Origin of the sequence: Thermomonas sp. (assembly GCF_020850895.1) — a bacterium.
Taxonomy (GTDB): Bacteria; Pseudomonadota; Gammaproteobacteria; order Xanthomonadales; family Xanthomonadaceae; genus Thermomonas.
On sequence record NZ_JADZDS010000065.1, the window covers coordinates 1 to 20,587 of the forward strand.

22 protein-coding genes and 1 tRNA gene are annotated in these 20,587 nt (G+C 66.2%); 21 read left to right on the forward strand and 2 right to left on the reverse strand.

From position 1 onward, the window contains the following. From IT472_RS06140 to IT472_RS06205, 14 genes are all read left to right on the forward strand, one after another. On the forward strand, nt 1-153 hold a 153-nt coding region (locus tag IT472_RS06140; RefSeq protein WP_297180072.1), incomplete at its 5' end, for a chorismate-binding protein. A 141-nt stretch (nt 154-294) separates the two neighbouring features. Then, complete coding sequence (locus IT472_RS06145; protein WP_297179916.1) at nt 295-531, forward strand: hypothetical protein; 237 nt, start codon at nt 295-297, stop codon at nt 529-531. 247 nt (nt 532-778) lie between these two features. Then, nucleotides 779-1,009, forward strand: coding sequence for a hypothetical protein (locus tag IT472_RS06150; protein ID WP_297179919.1), 231 nt, complete (start codon nt 779-781; stop codon nt 1,007-1,009). Between the two features lie 115 nt (nt 1,010-1,124). Then, complete coding sequence (locus IT472_RS06155; protein WP_297179922.1) at nt 1,125-1,802, forward strand: response regulator transcription factor; 678 nt, start codon at nt 1,125-1,127, stop codon at nt 1,800-1,802. Then, nucleotides 1,799-3,154 carry an ATP-binding protein gene (locus tag IT472_RS06160; RefSeq protein WP_297179925.1) on the forward strand — a complete coding sequence of 452 codons (1,356 nt, stop codon included), beginning with the start codon at nt 1,799-1,801 and terminating at the stop codon, nt 3,152-3,154. The genes IT472_RS06155 and IT472_RS06160 overlap by 4 nt, the downstream gene beginning before the upstream one ends. 119 nt (nt 3,155-3,273) lie before the next feature. Beyond that, a complete protein-coding gene (locus tag IT472_RS06165; protein ID WP_297179928.1) occupies nt 3,274-3,996 on the forward strand; it encodes an SIMPL domain-containing protein in 723 nt (240 codons plus the stop codon). A gap of 10 nt (nt 3,997-4,006) precedes the next feature. Further along, nucleotides 4,007-4,591 carry an aminodeoxychorismate/anthranilate synthase component II gene (locus IT472_RS06170; RefSeq protein WP_297179931.1) on the forward strand — a complete coding sequence of 195 codons (585 nt, stop codon included), beginning with the start codon at nt 4,007-4,009 and terminating at the stop codon, nt 4,589-4,591. Further along, entirely contained in the window at nt 4,588-5,622 is a 1,035-nt protein-coding gene (gene trpD, locus IT472_RS06175) for an anthranilate phosphoribosyltransferase (RefSeq protein ID WP_297179934.1), read from the forward strand. Before IT472_RS06170 ends, trpD begins: the two co-directional genes overlap by 4 nt. A 31-nt stretch (nt 5,623-5,653) precedes the next feature. After that, on the forward strand, nt 5,654-6,829 hold the full coding sequence (iadA, locus tag IT472_RS06180) for a beta-aspartyl-peptidase (protein ID WP_297179937.1): 1,176 nt from the start codon (nt 5,654-5,656) through the stop codon (nt 6,827-6,829). Between the two features lie 44 nt (nt 6,830-6,873). After that, a complete protein-coding gene (locus tag IT472_RS06185; protein ID WP_297179940.1) occupies nt 6,874-7,716 on the forward strand; it encodes a cyanophycinase in 843 nt (280 codons plus the stop codon). Nucleotides 7,717-7,758: 42 nt separating this feature from the next. Beyond that, nucleotides 7,759-10,539 (forward strand): cyanophycin synthetase, encoded by a 2,781-nt coding sequence (cphA, locus tag IT472_RS06190; protein WP_297179943.1) that lies wholly within the window; start codon nt 7,759-7,761, stop codon nt 10,537-10,539. Continuing rightward, nucleotides 10,536-12,326, forward strand: coding sequence for a Mur ligase family protein (locus IT472_RS06195; protein ID WP_297179946.1), 1,791 nt, complete (start codon nt 10,536-10,538; stop codon nt 12,324-12,326). The genes cphA and IT472_RS06195 overlap by 4 nt, the downstream gene beginning before the upstream one ends. A gap of 71 nt (nt 12,327-12,397) precedes the next feature. Further along, on the forward strand, nt 12,398-13,186 hold the full coding sequence (gene trpC / locus IT472_RS06200) for an indole-3-glycerol phosphate synthase TrpC (RefSeq protein ID WP_297179949.1): 789 nt from the start codon (nt 12,398-12,400) through the stop codon (nt 13,184-13,186). Further along, the gene (locus tag IT472_RS06205; protein WP_297179952.1) at nt 13,183-13,905 is read left to right on the forward strand and encodes a haloacid dehalogenase-like hydrolase; all 723 of its coding nucleotides are present in this window, start codon (nt 13,183-13,185) and stop codon (nt 13,903-13,905) included. Before trpC ends, IT472_RS06205 begins: the two co-directional genes overlap by 4 nt. A gap of 113 nt (nt 13,906-14,018) precedes the next feature. On the opposite strand, the gene IT472_RS06210 is transcribed toward IT472_RS06205, so the two are convergent. Together IT472_RS06210 and crp are read right to left on the reverse strand one after the other, a co-directional pair. Further along, complete coding sequence (locus IT472_RS06210; protein ID WP_297179955.1) at nt 14,019-14,489, reverse strand: GNAT family N-acetyltransferase; 471 nt, start codon at nt 14,487-14,489, stop codon at nt 14,019-14,021. A gap of 14 nt (nt 14,490-14,503) precedes the next feature. Then, the gene (gene crp, locus IT472_RS06215) at nt 14,504-15,157 is read right to left on the reverse strand and encodes a cAMP-activated global transcriptional regulator CRP (RefSeq protein ID WP_297180075.1); all 654 of its coding nucleotides are present in this window, start codon (nt 15,155-15,157) and stop codon (nt 14,504-14,506) included. 226 nt (nt 15,158-15,383) lie between these two features. On the opposite strand from crp, the gene speD reads away from it, so the two are divergent. The 7 genes from speD to IT472_RS06250 all read left to right on the forward strand — a co-directional run bounded on the left by speD (nt 15,384) and on the right by IT472_RS06250 (nt 20,586). Then, the gene (speD, locus tag IT472_RS06220; RefSeq protein ID WP_297180079.1) at nt 15,384-16,175 is read left to right on the forward strand and encodes an adenosylmethionine decarboxylase; all 792 of its coding nucleotides are present in this window, start codon (nt 15,384-15,386) and stop codon (nt 16,173-16,175) included. A gap of 84 nt (nt 16,176-16,259) precedes the next feature. Continuing rightward, nucleotides 16,260-17,639, forward strand: a complete 1,380-nt coding sequence (locus IT472_RS06225; protein WP_297179958.1) for an OmpA family protein — start codon at nt 16,260-16,262, stop codon at nt 17,637-17,639. A gap of 296 nt (nt 17,640-17,935) precedes the next feature. Beyond that, entirely contained in the window at nt 17,936-18,364 is a 429-nt protein-coding gene (gene rplM / locus IT472_RS06230; protein ID WP_297179961.1) for a 50S ribosomal protein L13, read from the forward strand. A 2-nt stretch (nt 18,365-18,366) separates the two neighbouring features. After that, a complete protein-coding gene (rpsI, locus tag IT472_RS06235) occupies nt 18,367-18,759 on the forward strand; it encodes a 30S ribosomal protein S9 (RefSeq protein ID WP_297179964.1) in 393 nt (130 codons plus the stop codon). Between the two features lie 187 nt (nt 18,760-18,946). Beyond that, nucleotides 18,947-19,021, forward strand: a tRNA-Gln gene (locus IT472_RS06240). 101 nt (nt 19,022-19,122) lie between these two features. Further along, a complete protein-coding gene (locus IT472_RS06245; protein WP_297179967.1) occupies nt 19,123-19,869 on the forward strand; it encodes a 2OG-Fe dioxygenase family protein in 747 nt (248 codons plus the stop codon). Nucleotides 19,870-19,959: 90 nt separating this feature from the next. Further along, nucleotides 19,960-20,586, forward strand: coding sequence for a DUF3060 domain-containing protein (locus tag IT472_RS06250; protein WP_297179971.1), 627 nt, complete (start codon nt 19,960-19,962; stop codon nt 20,584-20,586). Nucleotide 20,587 lies beyond the last annotated feature (1 nt).

Consider the following 20,587-nt stretch of genomic DNA (forward strand, 5'->3'; position numbering starts at 1 on the left):
ATCCGCACCGCGGTGATCCAGGGCGGCCGCCTGCATGTGCAGGCCGGCGCCGGCATCGTGTTCGATTCCGACCCGCAAAAAGAATGGGAAGAAACCATGAACAAGGGCCGCGCCCTGTTCCGTGCGGTGGCGCAGGCGGCTAGGGGTTTGTAGTCGCGTGTGCGGGGCAAATCGCGCGGGCTACATGAAAAAAACGTCATGTTGGCGAAACGCGGCGGTGAGATGGGCGGGCGCAATCTGGCTTCGCGATGGGGATGTCCCCCACCGAAAGCGAACATTCCCAAAGGACCCATCATGAACACGATCACCAAGACCCTGTTTGCCGTCGCCCTGACCGCCGTCGCCGGTGTTGCCATGGCCGGTACCCAGACCGCCCCGGCTTCGACCGCCGCTGCTCCGGCCGCGTCGACCTCCACCCCGGCCAAGCCGGCTGCGCACAAGCCGAAGCATCACCGTCACCACTCGGCCAAGAGCGCCAAGCCCGCGACCCCGGCTGCTCCGGCCGCCGCCGCTGCCCCGGCCAGCAAGTAAGACTCGGGCGGGCACGGACGTCCCGCCCTCCCCGGGCGTCCGCGTTCCGCACGGTGGTTGACGACATGCTCTGCAGGCTCCGGCTTGCAGGGCATGTTTGTTTCCAGGCCCGACCCTGACGCGGCGCATGAATTTTCTTTCATGCCCAATCCACCATGAGGTGAGGTTGCCGGGCTCACCATGACATTGCGATGGGGGCTTCACCCCACCGAGCACCCCGAAACCCTTTTCATTGCGAGGAACCACCATGAACACCATTCGCCAGACTCTGATCGCCGCCGCCCTGTGCACCGTCGCCGGCGTTGCGATGGCCGCCACCCCGGCCGCGAGCCAAGCCAAGCCGGCCAAGCCGGCCGCCACGCAGGCCAAGCCGGCTGCCAGCCAGCCCAAGGCTGCAACCGCTGCGCAAGCAAAGAATGCCGCTCAGCATGGCCACAGCAGCTCCGCCCCGGCGGCACCTGCCAAGCCCGCCAAGTAAGTCGCCTCTCTCCAGTGTGGGTGGCCCCTCTTGGGCAACCACAGCATGAGGCAACAGCACGACATGCCCCGCAGGGCCCTCCCTGCGGGGTATGCTTTTTTGCGGAGGCAAGACCATGCGCATCCTGCTGCTGGAAGACGACACCCAGACCTCAGCCTTCATCGCCAAGGGCTTGCGTGAGGCCGGCCACGCCGTGGATCACGCACCCGATGGCAAGCAGGGCTTGTTCCTCGCCAGTACCGAGCCGTTCGATGCCATCGTGCTGGATCGCATGTTGCCGGCGCTGGATGGTCTGGCCGTGTTGCGTACCTTGCGCGGGGCCGGCAATCGCACGCCGGTGTTGGTATTGACGGCGCTGGGCGATGTCGATCATCGGGTCGAAGGTCTGCGCGCCGGTGCCGACGACTATCTGGTGAAACCCTTTGCATTCGCCGAACTGAGTGCGCGCCTCGACGGCATCACCCGTCGTGCGCGGGGTGACGACGAACGCGCACCGACCCGCCTGCAAACAGCCGGCCTCGAACTGGACCTGCTGTCGCGCGAAGCGCTGCGCGAGGGCCGCCGGATCGAACTGCAGCCGCGCGAATTCCGGCTGCTGGAATACCTGATGCGGCACGCCGGCCAGGTGGTGACCCGGACGATGCTGCTGGAAGCGGTGTGGGATTACCACTTCGATCCACAGACCAATGTGATCGATGTGCACATCAGCCGGCTGCGGCAGAAGATCGATCACGGTTTTGACAAGCCGCTGCTGCATACCGTGCGCGGTGCCGGCTACCGGCTGTCCGGATGAGGCGGTGGCTGCCGTCCACCAGTGCACGGCTGGCACTGGTGGTGATGGGTCTGTTCCTCATCGTCTTCGTGATGATCGGTGGCGGCGTGTATTTCGCGGCCTCGACCTTGTTGCTGGACGATGCGCGCGGTTTGGTGCGTGCGGACGCCAACGATCTGGTGACGATCCATCGCAGCGGTGGCATGGCTGCCTTGCGCGCCGAACTCGACGAGCGCATCACCGGCGGCAATGGCGATCCGAATGCGGTGTACGGATTGGTCGATGGCGACGGCAATGCGTTGATCGGGCGTTTGCCGGATGCGGGCCGTCCGGGTGCACACGGGCGCTGGGTGGAATTCAGGGAACAGGCCACCGAAGGGACCAACAATCTGCGCGTGATCGCGGTTGAGCGCGCCCTGCCCGATGGCGGGATCCTGCTGGTCGGGCAGGAACTGGCGTCGCAGGATCGCTTGCTGGCGATGATGCAGCGCTCCGCGATCCTGGCCTTGCTGGCGGCGTTGGTCGCGGGCGCCTTGGTCGGCTGGCTGACCACGCGCTGGGTCGCGCGTCGCCTGCGTGGGCTCGATGCCACGGTGGGTCGGGTTGCCGAGGGTGAATTAGGCCTGCGCGCGACGCTCGACCATAGCGGCGATGCCTTCGACCAGGTGGCGCGCCGGTTCAACATGATGCTGGACCGGATCGAGGATCTGCTCGGCGGCGTGCGCCACACCACCGATTACATCGCGCACGACCTGCGCACGCCGTTGTCGCGCCTGCGCAATCGGCTGGAAGGCCTGCACCACGACGCGACCAACGAACACACGCGGGCCGGACTGGGGCGCGCCTTGGCCGAGACCGATCAACTGCTGCACGCATTCTGCGCGCTGTTGCGACTGGCACGAATCGAGTCACAGGCACTCGACATGCATGCCCCGGACGTTGCACTACGCCCGCTGGCGGATGATGCGGTGGAAATGTACGCACCCATCGCCAGCGAACGCGGCATCCACCTGGAAGCAAGCCTGCAGGACGTACATCTGCGCGGCGATCGCGATCAGCTGTTCCAATTGCTGGTCAACCTGCTGGATAACGCATTGAAATACGCTCCGGCTGACAGCTCGGTCGAGGTGACGTTGTTGACGTCGGGCGCGGAGGTGCTGCTGGAAATCGCCGACCACGGCCCCGGCATCCCCGAAGGCGAGCGAGAACGCGTGTTCGACCGCTTCCAGCGGTTGGAAGCACATCGTGGCTCCCCCGGCGTCGGCCTTGGCCTGAGCCTGGTCCGTGCCATCGTCCACCACCACGGCGGCCGCGTGTCCCTGCTCGACAACGCCCCCGGCCTGCGCGTGAGGGTGATGCTGCCATCGCGATAGGTGCGGATGGAGTTCGACAGTCGTGGGTTATCCTGCACGGCCCCACTCTCGGTCCCGCACAACGGTGGAAAGCAGATTGTGGACAGCACTGCGTATTTCGACAAAGAGGACTCGATGTCATGAAAAACACCCTGCTTGCCTTACTTCTCCTGCTGTATGCGCCGTGCGTGTTCGCGCAGGACGTCAGTGGCCCGCCTTTCATCGCAGTGCATGGTGAGGCGAAGCTGGAAGTGGTTCCCGATATCTTCCCAGTGACCGTGACCTTGCAGGAAACCAGTCTCGAAACGACCCAAACCCAAGCACGCATCGAGGGTCTTGCAAAGGAACTCCTGCGCTTGGCCAATGCACAGGGTGTGCCGGATGCGGACATGCAGGTCGGCAATCTGGACATCTCGCCGGAAACCGATTACGACGAGCGGACGCAGCGTCAGGTGTTCCTTGGGAATACCTATGAACGCGTACTCACGTTCCGATTCCACACGCTTGAAGCACTCAGGCAATTCATCTCGAAAGCGCCGACTGGGAGACAGGTTCGATTGAGGACCGATAACTTTGAATATTCGGACAAGGCGGCAGAGCAGAAGAAATTACTGAGCGCGGCAATCGCCGATGCGCGCACGACGGCTGATGAAATGGCAAGGGGGGTCGGCATGCGGATCGTGGGCGTGCAGACGATCTCCAACCAAGGGCTCAACATCAGGTATTCGAATTCTTCGAACGAAACACTGTTGGGGACGGTATCAGTGTCGGGGAGTGCGCTGCTGGCGCCTGGAATCGTCCTTGCGCGAGGCACGATCATCCTCAAACAGGATGTCTATATCGTCTATCTGCTTGACAAATGATGGGTGCCTTGTGCTCTTGATGCTCGACAACTACGACAGCTTCACCTTCAACCTCGTGCAGTACCTGCAGGAGCTGGGTGCCGAGGTGCGGGTGGAACGCAACGATGCGCTGAGCGTCGAACAGATCGCCGCGCTGGCGCCGGACAAGATCGTGATTTCGCCGGGGCCATGCACGCCGAATGAAGCGGGCGTGTCGTTGCAGGTCTTGCAGGAACTGGGGCCGCGCATCCCGATCTTCGGGGTCTGCCTCGGCTATCAGGCGCTGGGGCAGGTGTACGGCGGTAACGTCATCCGCGCCGGCCGGATCATGCACGGCAAGACCTCGCCCATCGTGCATGAGGGCAAGGGCGTGTTCGCCGGCTTGCCCAGTCCGTTCGAGGCCACCCGCTACCACTCGCTGGTGGTGGACAAGAACAACGTGCCCGATTGCCTGGAAGTGACGGCATGGACCGAAAACGAGGACGGCACGGTGGAAGAATTGATGGGCCTGCGCCATCGTGAATTCCCGGTGGAAGGCGTGCAGTTCCATCCCGAATCCATCCTGACCCAGCACGGGCATGCGATGTTGAAGACGTTCCTGGAGCGTTGCACATGAGCATCACGCCCCAGCAAGCGCTGCAGCGCGCCATCGAGCATCGGGAAATCTTCTTCGACGAGATGGTCGACTTGATGCGCCAGATCATGCGCGGCGAGGTCTCGCCCAGCTTGACGGCGGCCCTTCTCACCGGGCTGCGGGTGAAGAAGGAAACCGTGGGCGAGATCGCGGCCGCGGCCACCGCACTGCGCGAGTTCGCGCAACCGGTCACGCTGGCGGATCGCAGCCACATGGTCGACATCGTGGGCACCGGCGGCGACGGCGCACACACCTTCAACATTTCCACCGCGTCGATGTTCGTGGCGGCCGCTGCTGGCGCGAAAGTGGCCAAGCACGGCGGCCGCAGCGTGTCCTCGAAATCCGGCAGCGCCGATGTGCTGGAGGCGCTGGGTGCATGCATCGAACTGCAGCCTGCGCAGGTCGCCGAATGCATCGCGCTGACCGGCATCGGCTTCATGTATGCACCTGTGCATCATCCGGCGATGAAGGTGGTGGCCCCGGTGCGGCGCGAGCTGGGCGTGCGCACGATCTTCAACATCCTCGGCCCGCTGACCAATCCAGCAGGCGCACCCAACACCCTGATGGGCGTGTTCCATCCCGATCTGGTCGGCATCCAGGTGCGTGTGCTGCAGGAGCTGGGCGCCACGCGCGCGTTGGTGGTCTGGGGCCGCGACAACATGGATGAGCTCTCGCTCGGCGCCGGCACCCTGGTCGGCGAACTGCGCGATGGCCGGGTGCGCGAATACGAGCTGCATCCGGAGGATTTCGGCATCGCGATGGCGCACAGCCGCAACCTGAAGGTGGCCGACGCTGCGGAGTCCAAGGCCATGCTGCTGGAGGCGCTGGACAACCGCGACGGCCTGCCGCGCGAGATCGTGGCCTACAACGCCGGCGCGGCCCTGTATGCGGCCGGCGTGGCCGAAGACATTGCCGAAGGGATCGCGTTGGCGCGCCGGGTGCTGGCCAGTGGCGCGGCGCGGGCCAGGCTGGACGCGTTCGTGGCGACCACGCAGGCGCTGGCCGGCGCTTGACGCCCCGGCGGGGCCGCCGCAGGCTGGGAAGATGACCGAGAGCCCGCTCCTGCTGCTGCGCAATGCCGACGTCCACGCGCCGGAACCCCTGGGCCATCGCCACCTGTTGATCGGCGGCGGCAAGGTGGTGTGGATGGGACCTAACGATCCGGGTCTGTCGCCCTCGCTGGCGGCGACCACGGTGGATCTGCAGGGCCAGCGGCTGGTCCCGGGGTTCGTCGACGCCCATGTCCACGCCAGTGGCGGTGGCGGCGAGGCGGGGCATGCAACCCGGGTGCCGGCACCGGGCCTGAGCCGCTATACCCGCGCCGGCGTCACCTCGGTGGTGAGCCTGCTGGGCACCGACGATCTCGCCCGCGGCATGCCGGAACTGCTGGCGCATGTGTACGGCCTGCGCGAGCAAGGCCTGTCGGCCTGGGCCTGGTGCGGCGGCTACCACCTGCCGTCGGCCACCCTGACCGGCAGCGTGCGCGGTGACATCGCCTTGGTCGAGCCGATCATCGGCGTCGGCGAACTGGCGCTTTCCGACCACCGTTCCAGCCAGCCAACCCTGGACGAACTGTTGCGGGTGGCATCCGAAGCGCATGTCGGCGGACTGATGAGCGGCAAGGCCGGCGTGGTCCATCTGCACCTGGGTGATGGCGAACGCGGACTGGATCTGGTGCGACGCGCGCTGGACACCAGCGAACTGCCGCCACGGGTGTTCCAGCCGACCCACGTCAATCGCCGGAAAGCCTTGTTCGAGGAGGCGATCGCGCTGGCGCGTGGTGGCAGCCATGTCGACATCACCGCCTTCCCGGTCGATGAGGGTGAAGATGCGTGGTCGGCCGAAGACGCGTTGCTGCGCTACCTCGACAGCGGCGCGCCGCCGCAGCGGGTGAGCATCAGTTCCGACGGCGGCGGCTGCCTGCCGGTGTTCGATGCCGAAGGCCGGGTGGCGCGGATGGACGTGGGGGATTCCGGCGCGCTCGCGACCACGCTGCAGGGGCTGCTGGCGCGGGGCTTGCCGCTGGCACGCGCGCTACCGGCCTTCACCAGCAACCCGGCCACCTTGCTGCGACTCACCGGCAAGGGCCGGATCGCGGTCGGGATGGACGCGGACCTGGTGGCGCTGGGCGACGACGGCCTGCCGTCCCACGTTTGGGCGCGCGGCGTGGCGATGGTTGCCCAAGGCACGGTGTTGCGACGGGGCATGTTCGAGCACTGAACCGGATTCGAAACAAGACAACGATCACGAGGAAATCACAAGCGATGTGTCCAAGCAAAGTGGCCGACGGCGAGACGCGCGGCTGGATCGTCCCGATCGGTGGGGCGGAAGACAAGGAAGCCCATCCGGACGTGCTGTCGCGTTTCGTCGCCCTGTGCGGCGGCAAGGACGCGCGCATCGTGGTGATTCCCACGGCCAGTCGGAAGGTTGAAACCGGGGCGCAGTACCAACGCCTGTTCCCGACGCTGGGAGCCGGCCACGTGGACGTGCTGGATTTCGACACCCGTCGTGATGCCAGCGAAAAGAACCGACTGGCAACGCTGGAGCAGGCCACCGGCGTGTTTTTCACCGGCGGCAACCAGCTGCGCCTGTCCACCCTGCTCGGCGGCACCCCGGTGGCAAAACTCATCCGCATCATGAGCGCACGCGGCGTGACCGTCGGCGGGACCAGTGCCGGCGCCAGCATCCTGTCCGAGCACATGATCGCCTTCGGCAGCGAAGGGGCTTCGCCGCGTGCCAGCAGCGTGCGGCTGGCGCCCGGCCTGGGGCTGACCAATCGGTTCATCATCGACCAGCACTTCCGCCAGCGCGACCGCCTCGGCCGGCTGACCGCGGCGCTGGCCTACAACCCGTTCGCGGTCGGCATCGGACTGGACGAGGACACCGCCGCCTTCATCGCGCCCGACAACACGCTGGAAGTGGAAGGCAGCGGCGCAATTACCGTCGTCGACGCCAGTTCGATGAGCTATTCATCGATGTCGGAAATCGACCAGAATGATGCGGTGTGCATGCTGGGCCTGACCGTGCATATCCTGACCAAGGGTGCCAGCTTCAACCTGAGCACGCGCAAAGCGAGCGCCGGCGATCTGGCGCACCACAAGGACTGAAGCAGCGGTATCTCATTATCGACACAGGGGCGGGAGGGCGCGATGCGGATCCTGAATCGCAATGTCTACATGGGGCCTTCGCAGTACGCGAAGTTTCCGGTCATCCGGCTCGAACTCGACCTGGGTGAGCTCGAACAGTGGCCCACCGCGAAGCTCGGCGAGGGTTTCATCACCGCCCTGCTGGACGCACTGCCGGGGTTGGCCGAGCACGGCTGCTCGTACCGCGAACCTGGCGGCTTCGTGCGGCGCATGCGCGAAGGCGAGGGCACCTGGCTTGGGCATGTGCTTGAGCATGTTGCGATCGAATTGCAGAACGAGGCCGGCGAAGACGTCACCTTCGGCAAGACCCGCAGCGTCGACGACGGTCGCGCCGGCGTGTATTCGGTGGTCTACGAATACGAGCAGCGCGAGGAAGGCATCGCCGCCGGCGAATTGGCGCTGCGCCTGCTCGATTCGCTGCTGCCGGAACCCCTGCGCAGCCTGACCGATGCCAGCTGGCATTGGCAGGAGGAGCGCGATGCCTTCATCCGCTATGCCCAGCGCCGCGCGCTGGGGCCGTCCACCGCATCGCTGGTGCGGGCGGCGGTGGATCGCGGGATCCCGTGGATGCGCCTGAACGAGCAATCGCTGGTGCAGTTGGGCCAGGGCAAGTACCAGCAGCGCATCCAGGCCACCGTCACCGGCCGCACCTCGCACATCGCGGTGGAGCTGGCCTGCGACAAGGAAGAGACCAACAAGATCCTGTCCGCGCAGGGCCTGCCGGTGCCGCAGCAGCACCTGGTGCAATCGGCCGATGCGGCCTGGCGCGCGGCGCGACGGCTGGATGGCCCGGTGGTGGTCAAGCCCTACAACGGCAACCACGGCCGCGGCATCACCATCAATGTCCGCACCGAGGATGAAGTACGCGCTGGGTTCGACGCCGCGCAGCAGCATTCGCGCTCGGTCCTGGTGGAAACCTACATGGAAGGCGACGACCATCGCCTGCTGGTGGTCAACGGCGAATTGATCGCCGCCACCAAGCGCACGCCGGGGCATGTGGTGGGTAACGGCACGGCGACTGTCGCGGCCTTGGTCGAGGTGGTGAACAGCGACCCGCGCCGCGGCGTCGGCCACGAGAAGGTGCTGACCCGCATCAAGCTCGACCGCGAAGCCGAGCTGATGCTTGAACGCAAGGGTTACACCGTGGATTCGGTGCCGGCGGAAGGCGAAGTGGTGTACCTGCGCTCCACCGCCAATCTCTCGACCGGCGGCACCGCCACCGATGTCACCGACATCATCCATCCGGACAACCGGGCGATGGCCGAACGCGCAGTCCGCGCGATCGGGCTGGACGTGGGCGGCGTGGATTTCCTGTCGCCCAACATCGCCGAAAGCTACAAGCGCACCGGCGGTGGTATCTGCGAGGTCAATGCTGCGCCAGGCTTCCGCATGCACATCGCGCCCAGCGAAGGCACCCCGCGCGATGCCGCCGGCCCGGTCATCGACATGCTGTTCCCGCCCGGCACGCCGGCGCGGGTGCCGATCGCCGCGGTTACCGGCACCAATGGCAAGACCACCACCGCGCGCATGCTCGCCCACATCGCCAAGATGGCCGGCTACACGCCGGGCCTGACCACCACCGATGGCGTCTATATCGACGGCCAGCGCACGGTCGAGGGCGACATGACCGGGCCGGTCTCGGCGCGGATGGTATTGGCCGATCCGACGATTGATTTCGCGGTGCTGGAAACCGCACGCGGTGGCCTGCTGCGCGCCGGCATGGGCGTGGCCGAAGTCAACGTCGGCGCGGTCATCAACGTCGCCTCCGATCACCTTGGCCTCAAGGGTATTGACACCCTCGAACAGCTCGCCGAGATCAAGCGGATCGTGGTCGAGGTGGCGAACGATTGCGCCGTGCTCAATGCCGACGATCCGAACGTGCTGAAGATGTCGGCCTGGACCGACGCCAAGGTGATCTGCTACGTCACCATGAATCCCTCGCACCCGCTGGTGCGCGAGCACATCCGCGCCGGTGGCCGCGCCTGCGCGCTGGAGGCTGGCGTCAACGGCCACATGATCACCCTGTACGACAAGGGCAGCCATATCCCGCTGATGTGGACCCACCTGATTCCGGCGACGCTGGAAGGACGCGCCCTGCACAACGTGCAGAACGCGATGATCGCGGCGGCGATGGGCTATTCGATGGGGATCAAGCTGGACGCGATCCGCCAGGGCCTGCGCACCTTCGACACCACCTTCTTCCAGGCGCCGGGGCGGATGAACGTGTATGGCGAACACCCGTTCAAGGTGATCATGGATTACGCCCACAACGCGCACGCGGTGGGGATGATGGCCGACCTCGCCCAGCGCCTCGACGCCCAGCGCCGCGTCGTGGTGATGGCCGGCCCCGGCGATCGCCGCGACCAGGACTTGATCGATATCGCCCATGCCGTCGCCGGCAAGTTCGATCACTACATCTGCCGCCGCGACGATTCCCTGCGCGGCCGCGATGGCGACGAGGTTCCGCGCATCCTGGCCAAGGCACTAAAGGCCACCGGCGTTGCCGACGATGCCATCACCATCATTCCGGATGAGCAGGAGGCGATCGATACCGCCCTGCGGATGGGTCAATCCGGCGACCTCATCATCGTCTTTGCTGATGCCCTGACCCGCTCGTGGAAGCAGATCATCCGTTTCCAGCCCGATGGCGCCATGCCGAGGACCACGGCCAAGGTGGAAACACCAGCCCTGGATACCAATCTCGACGCCCAGATCGTGGCGGCGATGGAAGGCGTTGTGCGCGACGAGCGCGGCCTGCGCTTCGAGCGCGAGGAAGGCGATTGAACACAGCGGATGACGTACTGGACGCACCGTTCGAGGATTCGCGCCGGCTGACCGGCGCCAACCTGTATTTCGCCGTGCCGGGCGCGGTGCTGGATACCGTCCCCGGCATCGCCTTCGACGATGGCATTGCGGCACGGTGGCATGCGGGTATCGCCGTCGCGCGTGCGGCCCTGTGCTGGCCGGATGGCGCCAGCGTCATCCGCCACCACGCCACCGGTGTGACTTTGGCCATTGCCGCGCCGATTGACCAACTCTTCACCGCCACCGAAGTCAACGAATGGGCGCTATACCGGGCGCTGGGCCTGCGGCCCGGTGCCGACACCGTGGATGCCCCGGAGCTTCCGGCGCGCCCGCACCCGGCCCATTTCGAGGACGACGAGGCCCTGCGACGCCTGCAGGCAGCGGCACAGGCCGAGGCCAGGCCATCCCTGCTGGCCCTGCTGCACGCGGCGGCGATGCACGCGGTGCCGGCGCGCTTGGACGACGAGGCGCTGTCGATCGGCGAAGGACAGTTCGCACGCACCTGGACGCTGGCGCAGTTGCCCGCGGCGAGCGAGGTGCCATGGACGCGCCTGCATGGCGTGCCCAAGGCGCTGGTCACCGGCTCCAACGGCAAGACCACCACCGTTCGCTTGCTGGCGGCACTGTTGGGCGCCAGCGGGCGCAAGGTGGGTTACAGCTGCACCGACGGCGTGGTCGTGGGCGAACTGGGCATCGAGGCCGGCGACTATTCCGGTCCGGCGGGCGCGCGCGCGGTCCTGCGCACACCGCAGGTGCAGGCGGCGGTGCTGGAAACGGCGCGCGGTGGCATCCTGCGCCGCGGGCTGGCGGTCGATGGCGCGAGCGCGGCGATCGTCACCAATGTCAGCGAGGATCATTTCGGCGAATACGGCATCGACACGCTCGCCGATCTGGCCGAAGTGAAACTGGTCGTTGCCAAGGCGCTGGCCGGCAATGGTCTGCTGGTGCTCAATGCCGACGATCCCACCCTCGTCCTGCAGGCGCAGGGGTTGGATGGCGTGCGGATTGGTTGGTTTGCGCGTGCGTTGGCCACGGCGCAGGCACGCGGCCTGCCCGCCTGCGGCGTGCTCGACGGACGCCTGCTGCTGCGTGGCGACGAGGGCGAGGACGATTTGGGCGCCATCGCCGCGATGCCGCTGACTCTCGGTGGCGCCGCGCACTACAACATCGAGAACATCGCCGCCGCGGTGTTGGCGGCGCAGGCGCTGGGCGTGACCGCCACGGAGAGTGCGCGCGTGCTGGCCAGCTTCGGCGCGCACAACGCCGACAACCCCGGTCGCTTGCAGCGCTGGACGCTGGGCGACGTCGATGTCCTGCTCGACTACGCGCACAACCCGGAAGGCCTGCATGGCCTGCTTGAACTGGCGGCGAGCCTGCGCAAGGGACGCTTGGGTGTCCTGCTCGGCCATGCCGGCAACCGGCGCGAAGCCGACTACATCGCGGTGGCGAACACGGTCGCTGCCGCCCATCCCGACCGAGTCTGGCTCAAGGACATCGGCGGCAATTACCTGCGTGGTCGCGCGTCTGGCGAGGTTGCCCACATCCTGCGCGAGGCCCTGCACACCCACGGCATCCCGCTCGAGGCGCTGCCGGTCTGCCTCGACGAAGCGCAGGCTGCACGCGAGGCGCTCGCATGGGCCCAACCGGGCGATCTGCTGTTGCTGCCGATCCACGAACCAAGCAAGCGTGCCGTGGTGGTGGCCCTGCTGGATCACCTCGCTGCAAGCGGTTGGCGGGCAGGGCGCACATTACCGGGAGGAGACTGAGGCTGGCCGTTGCGACAGGCCCAGTGTTGTCACCTTAGAATAAACGGCCCCGTTCTTGTGATCTGATGGCGATGCACGACGTGCTCCAGCGCATCCTTGCGCGCAAACGCGAAGAAGTCACCGAGCGCTCGCAACGCCTGCCGTTGGCCGAACTGCGCACACGCGTCGAGGCCATGCCGACGGCGCGCGGCTTTGCCGATGCCATCGCGGCCAAACTCGCCGCAGGCCAGGCGGCGGTGATCGCCGAGGTGAAGAAGGCCAGCCCCAGTCAGGGCGTGATCCGGCCCGATTTCGATCCGCCGGCGATCGCGCGCAGCTATGCCGCCTCCGGCGCGGCCTGCCTCTCGGTGCTGACCGACGCCGATTTCTTCCAGGGCAGCGACGCCTGCCTGCAGCAGGCGCGTGCGGCCTGCGCGCTGCCGGTGCTGCGCAAGGATTTCATCGTCGATGCCTACCAGCTGTACGAGGCGCGTGCGCTGGGTGCCGATTGCGTGTTGCTGATCGCCGCGGCGCTGGACGACGAGCAATTGTCCGAATACGCCTTCCTCGCGTCCGAACTGGGGTTGGATGTGCTGGTGGAAGTGCATGATCTGGACGAGCTCGAACGCGCGCTGCCGGTGCCGGCGCGATTGCTCGGCATCAACAACCGCAACCTGCGCACCTTCGAGGTCTCACTCGACACCACGCTGGCGCTCAAGAGCGTGGTGCCGGGCGATCGCGTGCTGGTGACCGAAAGCGGGATCCGCACGCCAGACGATGTGCGCCGGATGCGCGAGAACGGCATCCACGCGTTTCTGGTCGGCGAGACCTTCATGCGCCAGCCCGATCCGGGCGCGGCGCTGCAGGCGTTGTTCGCGTGAACGAGCGCTTCCCGGAGCCAGCCGCGGATGCGCCGCTGGTGGTGTTCGATTTCGACCACACCCTCTGCGACAGCGATGCCGGCACCGAGCTCTACCGCTGGCTGATCGGTCGTGCGTGGTGGCGGTGGCTATTGGCGCTGCTGGTGGCGCCGGTGGCAGGCCCGATGGTGGCCTTCCTGCGCACCCGCAAGGCGGGCATTTCCGCCTTCGTCTGGGCGGGCAGCGTGGGCAAATCGCAACCGCTGGAGGCGCTGATCGATCGCTACGTGGCGACCCACGAAGCCAAGTTGCGCGCCAGCGCCTTGCCGACTGCGCTGAAGGTCTTTGCAGGCCACCGCCGCGCCGGTGATCGGGTGGTCGTCGCTACCGGCGCGCCACCACGGCTGGCACGGGCGATCCTGCGCCTCGTCGCCGATGATGACCTGCCGGTGATCGGTACCGAGCTGGCCGCCGGTTGTGGCGGCTTGGTGGTGCAGCAGCACTGTCACTACAAAATGAAAATGACCATGCTGCATGCCGCCGGTTTCACCCAACCGATTGCGCGTGCCTACAGCGACAGCAGCGCCGACCTGCCACTCTTGCAGGCCGCCGCGCAGCCGGTGGTGGTCAATCCGAAGCCATCGCGGGTGGCGTTGTTCCGGCGGGTGCTGCCGCCAGGGACGCCGATCCTGCATTGGGATTGTCCTGGCCGTGGCGGAGATCCGGCACCACGCGCTTAGGGAACCTCTGAACAATTCAGAGGTTCCCGCCAGCCATGGCGTGGCCTGACAATTCCCGGATGGCGTTGTTCGGACCTTCCTCGACAGCGCACCGCAGGGGCGCGATCGACGCCTCAGGCCGATCCCAACGGTTTGACGAAGCGCATTGAGCTATTGCTGTAGCCGCAGGCTCGATAAAACCCGTGCGCCTCGGTGCGTTGGGTGCCCGAAGTCAGTTCGATTCGGGCGGCACCGCCGGCACGCGCGCGGCGCTCGGCTTCCATCAGCAGGTGACGGCCGACGCCAGAACCGCGTGCATCTTCCAGCACCACCAGCGTGGTGATCCGGCAAGTGGTGGTGCCCAGCGGCAAGTAATACATGAAATCCAGTGCCACCAGTCCGCACACGACGCCGCCACGACGTGCCACCACCAGTGCCTGGCGGTCGTTGGCAAGGATGGTGGCGATCCGTTCGACGGCATCGCGCAGGTCGCAGGGGTAGCCAAGTTCATCCAGCAGGCGTGCCACGTCGTCGGCATCGGCGATCACCGCATTGCGCAGATCGATGCCGGCGTTACGCTCCGGTGGCGAGAAGGCGCGGCTCATGCCTGTGGCCCGCGTCAGCGGGTTCCGTACACCACCACGGTCTTGCCGCGCGCATGCAGCTTGCCGTCGACCTGCAGCTTCTTCAGCACGCGCCCGGCCATCTCGCGCGAGCAGCCGACCAAGCGCGCCAGCTCCTGCCGCGAGACCCGCAGCTGGGTGCCCATCGGATGAGTCATCGACTCCGGTTCCTTGGCCAGATCGAACAGGGTGCGGTAGATGCGGTCGCTGACATCGAGGAAGGCGAGGCGACCGGCCTTGCGGCTGGTGTCGAGCAGGCGCTTGCTGATTTGCGCACCGATCGAATACAGCAGCTTGGACGCATCGCCTGGCTGTGCCAGCAGCAGCGCTTGCAGGCGTTCGTAGCTGATTTCCGCCAAGTCGCAGGCGGTGCGCGTGCGCAGGGCCACGTCGCGGTGACTGCTTTCCACGAACAGGCCCATCTCGCCGACGAACTCGCCGGCGCCGCTGTAGCCCAGCACCAGCTCACGGTCATTGTCCTCGGTGGCGATGATGCTGACCGAGCCGGAGATGATGTAGTAGAGCGTGTCGGCCGGATCGCCGGGGTGGAACACGTCGGTCCGCGCCGGATAGCGGCGGCGATGGCAATGGGAGATGAAACGGTCGATGGTCGCCGGATCCGCCAACAGCGGATTGTGGATGCGCGGCATCACTGGCCTGAGGAGTTCAACGCCCATGCGGTCGCGTCCTGATTGATCGGCCAAGCTTAGGCGGAACTGTGATGGGTGGCAAACTTTTGAACGGGGTGGCCGCCATGGGGACGGGCGCGCCTTGAGGATCGTTCCGGTTCCGGGTCGCGCCTCGGTAGGACACATGCCGGACCGGTGGTCTTGACGCATAATGACCGGTCTGCGTCCTCTCACCGGGTTCGATGCCGTGGTCAAACCGCTGCCGCGTCTGAAGCTGCAAGGCTTCAACAACCTCACCAAGTCGCTCAGCTTCAACATCTATGACGTTTGCTACGCGGCGTCGGAGGACGAGCGTCGGCGTTACATCGAATACATCGACGAGGAATACAACGCCGATCGCCTGACCCAGATCCTGACCGACGTGGCCGAGATCATCGGCGCCAACATCCTCAACGTGGCCCGCCAGGACTACGACCCGCAGGGCGCGTCGGTGACGATCCTGATCTCCGAGCAGCCGGTGATCGACAAGGCCGATGCCAAGGGCGTGATCTCCGACGCGGTGGTTGCCCACCTCGACAAGTCGCACATCACCGTCCACACCTATCCGGAGACCCACCCGGACAACGGCATCGCCACCTTCCGCGCCGACATCGACGTGTCCACCTGCGGGGTGATCTCGCCGCTGAAGGCGCTGAACTACCTGATCGAGTCGCTGGAATCGGACATCGTGGTGATGGACTACCGCGTGCGCGGCTTCACCCGCGACGTGCGCGGCAAGAAGTATTTCATCGACCACAAGATCAATTCGATCCAGGATTACCTGGCCAAGAACATCCGTGCCCGCTACGAGATGCTCGACGTCAACGTCTACCAGGAAAACCTGTTCCACACCAAGATGCACCTGAAGGACTTCGACCTCGACAACTACCTGTTCGAGGAAAAGGCGCGCAACCTGTCGTTCAAGGAGCGCATGAAGATCGAGGCCCGGCTCAAGCGCGAGATCGAAGAGTTGTATCACGGGCGCAACCTCGTCGATTGATCGCACGCGCTTGCGGGTGGCCGCGCACGGCGCGAAATTGCGTCAATGTCGGCGAGGCCATCGCCGATGTTGAGGATTCATCCCGTGCAAATACATCGCACCATTGCGGCCGCAACGCTGGCCTGCCTGCTGGTCTTGTCGGCCTGCAAGCCCGGGCAGCCATCGGCGACGCCTGCTCAGCCGGCTGCCGCACCCGCGGCCACGGCTGCACCCGCCGCTACCCCGACGCCTGCCGATGCCTGGCCGCAGCCAGACAAGGTCGAGCGCGACGGGCCCGATGCCGAGCTGATGGTGCAGATCGGCGACATCGACAACTTCGGCTTCGGTTTCCCGGACGGCTTCAACCTGTTCACCGGGCGCTCGACGCCGGTCCACAGCTACCCGTTCAAGCCGTCCGAAACAGACGCCTCCGGCACCGATCGCATCATGGTGCCCAGCGGATTCAACAGCGCGTCCGGTGATGGCTACACCGCCAGCACGGCGCGGCCGGACAATGAACCGCGCCCGCTGCGGGTGGCGTTCGATCTCGACGGCATCGAGGTCAAGCGCGCGGCCCTGCAGCTGTTCGTGGATGATTTCCAGGCGCGGGTGTGGGGCGCCACGTACCGCGTGTGGATCAATGGCACCGAAGTGCCGACGGTAGCCACCACCTTGAACGCGCTCGACCAGACCGGCCCGATCGGCAAGCTGGTGACGATCGAACTGCTGCCCGAACAGGTCGGCCTGCTGCGCGAGGGCAAGTTCGAGATGAAGATCGACGACCCCAGCCACGACGTCGCCGATGGTTTCGCGCTGGATTTCGTGCGCATCCTGATCAACCCCAAGCCCTGGCGCTACACCGGCACGGTGCACGGGATCGCCATCGACGAACAATCCGGTGCGCCGCTGGCCGGCGTGCTGGTGTCGGCCAGCAACACCGCGCAGATGAGCACCGGCGCGGACGGCAACTTCTCCATGTCGGGGGTGCCGGCGGGCTTGGCCGTGGTCTCCGGCAGCCACCCGGACTATCAGGCCGCCACCGAAAGCGCTGATCTGGTGGCCGGCGACGATGTACGGGTCGTGCTTCGGCTCAAGGCGGCCGAGAACACCAGCGCCGGCATGCACGAGCAGCTGGATCGGATCGGCAGGATCGACCTGTACGGGGTTTACTTCGATACCGACAAGGACAGCCTCAAGCCGGAATCCGATGCGGTATTGAACCAGGTGCTGGACCTGCTCAAGCAGTATCCGCAGCTGCACCTGGTGATCGCCGGGCACACCGATGCGCAGGGCAGCGATGACCACAACCGGGATCTGTCCAATCGGCGTGCGCAATCGGTGGTGGCCTGGCTGGTCGGCCGCGGGATCGCTGCTGATCGACTGCAGGCCGAAGGCCATGGCGAAAGCCAGCCGGTGGCCAGCAACGACACCGCCGAAGGCCGTGCCCTCAATCGCCGGGTGGAGCTGCGCAAGGCGGATGGCTGAAATCGGGCCGGCGGATGTGTGGTCCGTGCGTCGATTCCCGGCCGGTTGGAAAGGGCTGTACAACGCCATCCCGGCGTTGTCGGCCAGCCGTCCATGGCTGGCGGGAACCGCTGAGATAGGTAATTGTTTCCTGGAGGTGCATCGTTTTGACAGTCAGGGCGAGACCTGCCTATAATCGCGGTTCTTTCGTGCCCGTGGTGGTTGAACCGGCGCAAAAGGACAACGCGAGGCGACGTTCCGCGAGCCGCAATGGCGAGGGAACCAGCCCGACCATGCACCCCAGAAACGAGTTCGTCATGAAGACTTTCATCGCCAAGAACGAGACCGTCCAGCGCGACTGGTACGTCGTCGACGCCGAGGGCAAGACCCTTGGTCGCCTGGCCGCAGCCCTGGCCTATCGCCTGCGCGGCAAGCACAAGCCCGTGTTCACCCCCCACGTCGATACCGGCGATTATCTGGTCGTCATCAATGCCGACAAGGTGGCCGTCACCGGCAAGAAGATGACCGACAAGCTGTACCACCGCTTCACCGGTTACGTCGGCAACCTCAAGACCGAGTCGCTGGGCCAGGCGCTGGAGCGCCATCCCGAGCGCGTGCTCGAGATCGCCGTGAAGGGCATGCTGCCGAAGGGCCCGCTGGGCCGGCAGATGTACCGCAAGCTCAAGGTTTACGCCGGCGCCGAGCACCCGCACGCCGCCCAGCAGCCGCAAGTCCTGGATATCTGATCATGGCCATCACCCAAAATTACGGCACCGGTCGCCGCAAGTCCTCCACCGCCCGCGTGTTCCTGCGCAAGGGCAGCGGCACCATCACCATCAATGACCGTCCGCTGGACGAGTTCTTCGGCCGTGAGACCGCGCGCATGATCGTGCGCCAGCCGCTCGAGCTGACCAAGCACATCGAAACTTTCGACATCAAGGTCACCGCCAGCGGCGGCGGCACCACCGGCCAGGCCGGTGCCATCCGCCTCGGCATCGCCCGTGCGCTGGTCGAGTACGACGAGACCCTGAAGTCCGAGCTGCGCAAGGCCGGTTTCATGACCCGCGATGCGCGCGAGGTCGAGCGCAAGAAGGTCGGCCTCCACAAGGCCCGTCGCGCCACCCAGTTCTCCAAGCGCTGATTCCTTCGCCTTCTGGCGTTGGCGCGCCGGCTTGCCGTACGTCAGTACTGTCTGCGCCGACGCGCCTTAGCCAGAAGACGAATGAACGATCGCCCTCGTGCCATACTCCTGGCCAGAGAATGATCGAATACGCCCTTGCCGACGGTGTTCAGCTGGCAAGCGCGTTTGGTTTTAGAATTCACGCCATAGCCCCGTCGCCAAGCGGTAAGGCACCTGACTCTGACTCAGGCATTCGGAGGTTCGAATCCTTCCGGGGCTGCCATATTCGAAATGGTTCGATCCACACAACCCGCCGCACGGCGGGTTGTGTCGTTTGGGGTCGGGTGCGGTGGGACAATGGCGCATCCCATTCGGATGCCGAGGATGCCCCCCGTTGCCGTGTTCGCACCGCCGGCCGTGCCGCTGGCGACGCTTGATTCCCAACTGCGCGAGCGCGGCTACGCGGTGCTGGCCGCGGCCGACGTGGCCACGCTGGCCGGTGTGGCGCCAGACGCGCTGGCGCAGCTGGCGCCGGCCTGGGACGACCTGCCGCCGGACCACTACCTCAAGGACGGCGGGCGTTATCGCCGGCGTCGCCACATCTGTTTCATTGCCGAGGGCGCTGCGCTGCGGCAGGTGCCACAGCGGATGCACTACCAGCCGGTCGAATACAACGCCCTGCACGGCGGGATGGAACGCTGGTTCGAGCCGGTGGCCGAGGGCACCTTGGCGCAGCCGGCGTGGCCGGCGCTGATCCGCGCACTGGCGCAGGCTTGCTGGCGACAAGCGCCCGGCCTGCGCTGGCATGTCGAGGCGCACCAGTTCCGGATCGACACCACCGACGGCGTGGGCCGGCCCACGCCGGAAGGCGCGCACCGTGACGGCGTAGATTTCGTCGCCGTGCTGCTGGTATCGCGGCAGGGCATCCGCGGCGGCGAAACCCGGGTGTTCGCCGCGCAGCGCCGCGAGGGCGAGCGCTTCACCCTGTCCGAGCCGTGGTCGCTGCTGCTGATGGAAGACGCGCGGGTGATCCACGAATCCACCCCGATCCTGCCGCTGGGCGACGAGCCCGGCCATCGCGATACGCTGGTGCTGACCTTCCGCGCGGATGCATTTCTTGGCGAGGGATGAGGCGTTGGCCAGGTCGTTGACCGCCTCCGGCAGAGGTGATAGGTTCGCGAGACCGTCTGCTTCGAGCTTCCCGAAGGCAAGGGGGTTGGCATGCTTAGAGCCCTGATTCTGGTACTTGCGACCGTGTTCAGCTTGGCCGGGCAGGCCGCGGATCTGGTCGTCAACGAAGATCACCAGACCGGCACGCGCGACTGCGCCGGTAACGCGATCACCCTCAACAGCAACCGCAACACCCTCAAGCTGCTGGGCTGCACGCGGATCGTCGTCAACGGCAACTTCAACGTGATCGATGCCGTCGCGCCGGCTGCGATCAGCGTTCTCGGCAACGACAACCGGGTGAACTGGAGCGTCGGCGCCGACGGCCGCGCACCCGATGTGAGCAATCTCGGCAACCGGAACCAGGTGAAGGCCGGCGACGCGGGAGCCACCGAACGCGATGCAACGATCGGCTTGGCCGCTGGCGGGCTGGCGATCGAGGACAGGTACAGCTGCGCAGCGGGAAGCACCTGCCGTGCCGACTGTCCGGCCGGCAATTGCACGATGACCTGCCCTGCCGGCGCGATCTGCCACTACGGCTGTGCCGGCGGTGACTGCCTGATGCAATGCAGCGCAGGGGCCAAGTGTGACTTCAGCTGCCACGGCGGCAACTGTCGGCAGACTTGTGCCACCGGCGCGCGCTGCGAGACCACGTGCGCTGGCGGCGATTGCAGTTCCTGAC